This is a genomic window from Aquabacterium sp. A08 (assembly GCF_011742065.1).
Map to the genome: position 1 here is coordinate 1 of NZ_JAAQQT010000566.1, position 5540 is coordinate 5540.

The 5540-nt window shown below is 69.6% G+C and carries 5 protein-coding genes and 1 pseudogene; 2 read left to right on the forward strand and 4 right to left on the reverse strand.

All coding sequences use genetic code 11. From position 1 onward, the window contains the following. From HA630_RS06335 to HA630_RS06345, 3 genes and pseudogenes are all read right to left on the reverse strand, one after another. Positions 1–423: pseudogene (locus HA630_RS06335) on the reverse strand (hypothetical protein); the annotation flags it as partial. 8 nt (positions 424–431) lie between these two features. After that, a complete protein-coding gene (locus HA630_RS06340; RefSeq protein ID WP_166833391.1) occupies positions 432–1253 on the reverse strand; it encodes a biotin--[acetyl-CoA-carboxylase] ligase in 822 nt (273 codons plus the stop codon). Continuing rightward, positions 1250–1792 carry an SET domain-containing protein-lysine N-methyltransferase gene (locus HA630_RS06345; protein ID WP_166833393.1) on the reverse strand — a complete coding sequence of 181 codons (543 nt, stop codon included), beginning with the start codon at positions 1790–1792 and terminating at the stop codon, positions 1250–1252. The genes HA630_RS06340 and HA630_RS06345 overlap by 4 nt, the downstream gene beginning before the upstream one ends. Positions 1793–1883: 91 nt before the next feature. Here HA630_RS06345 and HA630_RS06350 point away from each other — a divergent pair, with 91 nt between their 5' ends. Together HA630_RS06350 and HA630_RS06355 are read left to right on the forward strand one after the other, a co-directional pair. Beyond that, positions 1884–4580 carry a DNA topoisomerase III gene (locus tag HA630_RS06350; protein ID WP_243855366.1) on the forward strand — a complete coding sequence of 899 codons (2697 nt, stop codon included), beginning with the start codon at positions 1884–1886 and terminating at the stop codon, positions 4578–4580. A 49-nt stretch (positions 4581–4629) separates the two neighbouring features. After that, positions 4630–5286, forward strand: a complete 657-nt coding sequence (locus tag HA630_RS06355; protein WP_166833395.1) for a glutathione S-transferase family protein — start codon at positions 4630–4632, stop codon at positions 5284–5286. Here HA630_RS06355 and HA630_RS06360 read toward each other — a convergent pair. Further along, positions 5265–5540: HAMP domain-containing sensor histidine kinase (locus tag HA630_RS06360; protein WP_166833397.1), on the reverse strand; the 276-nt coding region annotated here is incomplete at its 5' end. The genes HA630_RS06355 and HA630_RS06360 overlap by 22 nt on opposite strands.

Sequence of the window (5540 nt, forward strand, 5' to 3'; positions counted from 1 at the left end):
CAGGCCGGGCAGGTTTTGCAGGGCGGCCCGTACCAGCACCGTCTGGCTGGGCGCCAGGCCGCTGGCCACCCAGCAGGCGGTGGGCGGCTGGGCGCCGGCCACCGGGGGCGGCGCTGCCGGGGAGGCGTTGGGCGCGGGTGCTGCGGTCGCCTGGGGGGGCGCGGTGGGTGCCGGTGCGGCGCTGTCGGGCGGGGCCGGTTCGGTGAGGGGGTGCCCGGCGGCGTCCTCGGCCGGCGTGGGGACAGGGGGCGAGGCCAGCGCGGGAGCGGTGCCGGCGGCGTTGAGCAAGGTGAGCTTGTCCGGGGCCTGCTGGCGCGCCAGGCGCTCGGGTTCGCGCGAGGTGTCGGGCGCCAGGCCCAAGCCGCTCAGGTGACCCTGCGTGTACGCCCAGAAGGCCAGGTTGGCCAGCAGGAGCAGGGTCACGAGCGCTCTCAGCACGGGCGCACGCTCACTTCGTGTTGCACCACCGCTTCGGTGCGCTGGCCGGTGTCGAGCAACAGCGCGCCGTCGCTGCGCACGCCGACGGCGGTGCCTTCCTGACCGTCGGACAGGCGCACCGGGCGGCCGTAGAGGGCGTCGCGGGCGGCAAAGCGCGGCCCAAACGGGGCAAAGCCCTCGCGCTCGAAGCGCAGCAGGTCGCGCACCAATGCCGGTACCAGGGTGAGGAGGGCGTCGCCGGCGTCGGGCAGGGGGGCGCCGGGGGGTACCAGCGCGTCCAGACCCACCGGCGGCATGGGGGGCGGCGCGTCGCTCGGGGCCGTGTCGGGGGCGGGGTCGGGCAGGGTGGGGGTGTGCAGGTTCAGGCCCGCGCCCACCACCGCGTAGCGCAGGTCCCCGACGTTGGCGGTTTCCACCAGAATACCGCCCAGCTTGCGGTCGTGCCACCACAGGTCGTTGGGCCACTTCAGGCGCACGGCCGGCGGCAACTGCTCGGCCAAGCTCACCCCCACCACCAGCGACAGGCCCGACCAATCGCGCGGCCGCAGCGGCAGGCCCAGCGAAAACGTCAGCGAGCCGCCGGGGGTACTGACCCAGCCGCGGCCTCGCCGGCCGCGCCCGGCGGTCTGCTCCAGCGCCACCAGCAGCACCGGCTCGTGCCGGCCGGCGCGGGCGCGGCGCATCAGTTCGGTGTTGGTGGAGTCGATGCGGGGCAGCACCTCCACCGAAAAACCGGGCAGCAGAGGCGCCACCGCCTGCCACAGGTCTTCGGCGGCGCGGGTCAGGGTGGCCAGGGCCGGGTCGGGGGCGTTCATGCGGGGGTGGCCTGGCGCCGGGCGCGGGCGGCACGTGCGGCTCGGGGCTTGGGCGCCAGCAGGGTGCCGCGGCAGGCGGCCGCACCGCACCGGCAGGGGTAGTCGGCCAACAGCCGGCGGGTGTAGGGCCCGTCCACCACCAGGCCGTAGTCGTAGAACAGCTCTTCGCCGGCGGCGATGTCGCGCAGCGCCCAGATGAACACCCGGCCCTCGGGGGTTTCCTGGGCTTCGCAGTTCGGGGCGCAGCTGTGGTTGATCCAGCGCGAGGCGTTGCCGCCGTGCAGCGCGTCGATCACGTGCCCGTCGTCGATGTGAAAGTAAAAGGTGTGGTGGGGTTGGGCAGGGTCGTGCGGGTGGCGCCGTTGCGCCTCGTCCCAGCTGATGATTTCGCCGGTGTACTCGATCAGGCGCTCGCCGGCGGCCAGGTCGGCCAGCGCGAACACACCCTTGCCGTGCACGCCCGAGCGCCGCGTCTGCAGGCGGCGGCCGCGCCGGGGTGGGGCGGTGGTGGGGGTGTCGGTGGTGGGGCTGGCAGGCACGTGCGGAAATTTGGTAAGGTAATTTCATGCATGTGCGCGCATGTGTGCGCACACAAGTGCGCGTGCGCGCGCATGGGAGTGAATTGTAGAGATGAAAACGACCCCTCAGACCAAAACGCTGGTCATCGCCGAAAAGCCGTCGGTGGCCCAGGACATCGTGCGGGCGCTGACCCCCGTGGCCGGCAAATTCGAGAAGCACGAGGACCATTTCGAAAACGACCAGTACGTGGTCACCTCCGCCGTGGGCCACCTGGTGGAAATCGCCGCGCCCGAGGCGTTCGACGTGAAGCGCGGCAAGTGGAGCTTTGCCCACCTGCCGGTGATCCCGCCGCACTTCGACCTCAAACCCATCGACAAGACCAAATCGCGGCTGAGCGCGGTGGTCAAGCAGGCCAAACGCAAGGACGTGGGCGCGCTGGTGAACGCCTGTGACGCTGGGCGCGAGGGCGAGCTGATCTTCCGCCTGATCGAGCAGTACGCGGGCGGCGCCAAGCCGCTGAACAAGCCGGTGCAGCGGCTGTGGCTGCAGTCGATGACGCCGCAGGCCATCCGCGACGGGTTCGAGCAGTTGCGCAGCGACGAGCAGATGCGCCCGCTGGCCGACGCCGCGCGCAGCCGTTCCGAGGCCGACTGGCTGGTGGGCATCAACGGCACCCGTGCCATGACGGCTTTCAACAGCCGCGACGGCGGCTTCTTCCTGACCACCGTGGGCCGGGTGCAGACGCCCACGCTGGCGGTGGTGGTGGAGCGCGAGGAAAAAATCCGCGCCTTCAAGAGCCGCGACTACTGGGAAATCCACGCGGCGTTCGGCGCCCAGGCCGGGCAGTACCCAGGCAAGTGGTTTGACCCCGCCTTCAAAAAGCCGACGGGCGAGGGCGCCGACGCCGAACTGAAGGCCGACCGCCTGTGGAACGAGCGCGATGCGCAGGCGGTGGCCCAGGCGGTGCGCGGCCAGCCCGGCACGGTGACGGAAGAGTCCAAGCCCACCACCCAGGCCAGCGGCCTGCTGTACGACCTGACCAGCCTGCAGCGCGAGGCCAACGGCCGCTTCGGCTTCAGCGCCAAAACCACGCTGGCGCTGGCGCAGAGCCTGTACGAAAAGCACAAGGCCCTGACCTACCCGCGGACCGACAGCCGCGCCCTGCCCGAGGACTACCTGGGCACCGTGAAACAGACCTTCGAGATGCTGGCCGACAGCCCGCTGAACCACCTGGCGCCGCACGCTCTGGTGGCATTGAACAACGGCTACATCAAGCCCACCAAACGGGTGTTCGACAACAGCAAAGTGAGCGACCACTTCGCCATCATCCCCACGCTGCAGGCGCCCAGCGGCCTGAGCGAGGCCGAGCAGAAGCTGTACGACCTGGTGGTGCGCCGCTTCATCGCGGTGTTCTACCCAGCGGCCGAGTTCCAGGTCACCACCCGCATCACCACCGTGGCGGTACCCGGTGCCCAGCACGCCTTCAAGACCGAGGGCAAGGTGCTGGTCAAGCCCGGCTGGATGGCGGTGTACGGCAAGGAGGCCGCCGAAGACGTGGAAGACGCCAAGGCCGGCGACAAAGGCCAGAACCTGGTGCCGGTGCAGCCGGGCGAAACCGTGCACACCGACGAAGCCAACGCCAAGGGCCTGAAAACCCGCCCCCCGGCGCGCTACAGCGAAGCCACGCTGCTGGGCGCCATGGAAGGCGCCGGCAAGATGGTCGACGACCAGGAACTGCGCAGCGCCATGCAGGAAAAGGGCCTGGGCACACCGGCCACGCGCGCGGCCATCATCGAAGGCCTGCTGACCGAAAAATACATGCTGCGCGAAGGTCGCGAACTGATCCCCACCGCCAAGGCGTTCCAGCTCATGACGCTGCTGCGCGGCCTGGGGGTGGAAGAACTCTCCAAGCCCGAGCTGACCGGCGAGTGGGAGCACAAGCTGTCGCTGATGGAGCGTGGCCAGTTGAGCCGCGAGGCCTTCATGCGCGAGATCGCGGCGATGACCGAGCACATCGTCAAAAAGGCCAAGGAATACGACCGCGACACCGTGCCCGGCAACTACGCCACCCTGGCCGCGCCGTGCCCGAACTGTGGCGGCGTGGTGAAGGAAAACTACCGCCGTTACGCCTGCACCGGCGCCGACGGCCAGGGCGAGGGCTGCGGCTTCTCGTTTGGCAAATCGCCGGGCGGGCGTACCTTCGAGGTGGCGGAGGCCGACGCCTTCCTGGCGGCCAAGCACATCGGCCCGCTGGAGGGTTTCCGCTCCAAGGCCGGTTGGCCCTTCGTGGCCGAGCTGGCGCTCAAGTTCAGCGACGAAGACAAGAATTGGAAGCTGGAATTCGATTTTGGCGACGACAAGCAGGACGAAGAAACCGGCGAGCTGGTGGACTTTGCCGGCCGCGACAGCCTGGGCCCTTGCCCCAAGTGTGGCAGCCCGGTGCACGCGCACGGTGCCAACTACGTCTGCAGTAAGGCCGTGCCGACGGTGGGGCAACCGACGCCGAGCTGCGACTTCAAGAGCGGTACCACCATCCTGCAGCAGGAGATCGCGCCCGAGCAGATGCGCAAGCTGCTGAGCACCGGCAAGACCGACCTGCTGGACAAATTCGTGTCCAACAAGACGCGCCGCGCCTTCAAGGCCTTCCTGGCTTGGGACCCGGGCGCGGGCAAGGTGGGGTTCGAGTTCGAGCCGCGCGAAAGCAAGTACCCGCCGCGCAAGACGGCGGCGGCCAAAAAGGCCCCGGCCAAGACCGCCGCCAAGAAAACCGCCGCGCGCAAAACCCCGGCGCGCAAGACGGCCGGCTGACCGGCCTATGATCTTTCGTTTTCCGTCATAACCATTGGAGACCCGTTCCATGAGCCTCAAGCTGTACTATGCCCCCGGCGCCTGTTCCTTTGTGCCGCACGCCTTGCTGGAGCTGGCCGGCGCCACGTTCGAGCCCGTCGGCGTCAAGCTGCACAAGGGCGAGCAGCAAAGCGCCGAATACCTGGCCATGAACCCGCGCGGCCAGGTGCCGGTGCTGGTGGACGGCGGCGACGTGATCACCCAGATCGTGGCCATCGTGCTGCACCTGGACCGGCGTCTGCCCGAGGCCGGCCTGCTGCCCCAAGCCGGCTTGGCGCGCACCCGCGTGATCGAAACCTTTGTGTGGATGAACAACACGGTGCACCCCACCTTCACCCACGTGTTCATGCCGCAGAAGTTCACCGACCACCCCGAGGCGCAGGCGGCGGTCAAGGCCTACAACGTGGGCAAGTACCGCGAGCTGCTGGGCGAGATCGAGGCGATGGTGGCGAAGAAAACCACCCCCTGGCTGACCGGCGCGAACCCGGGCGTGCTCGATGCCTACGCGCTGACCTTCCTGCGCTGGGGCGGCTTTGCCGGCATCGACCCCACCACCCTGCCCGCCACCTGGGCCCTGGCCCAGGCGTTTGCGGCGTTGCCGGCGGTGGCGCGGGTGGTCGAGCGCGAGAAGCTGCAGCTCAACGTTTACAAGCCGCTGTCGGCCTGATCGGCCGGCTGGCCAAAACGCACCGACACCCGCAGGCCGCGCCCCTGTGCCCGGCCGGGGTGGGTGTCCTCCATTTCCAGCGTGGCGCCGTGCTGCTGCACGATCTCGTGCACGATGGCCAGGCCCAGCCCCGAGCCGTCCACGTTGGTGCCCAGCGCGCGGTAAAACGGTTCCAGCACCAGCCCGCGCTCGTGGGCGGGAATGCCGGGGCCGTTGTCCTCCACCTGCAGCACCTGCACCCCGCTGAAGGGGTC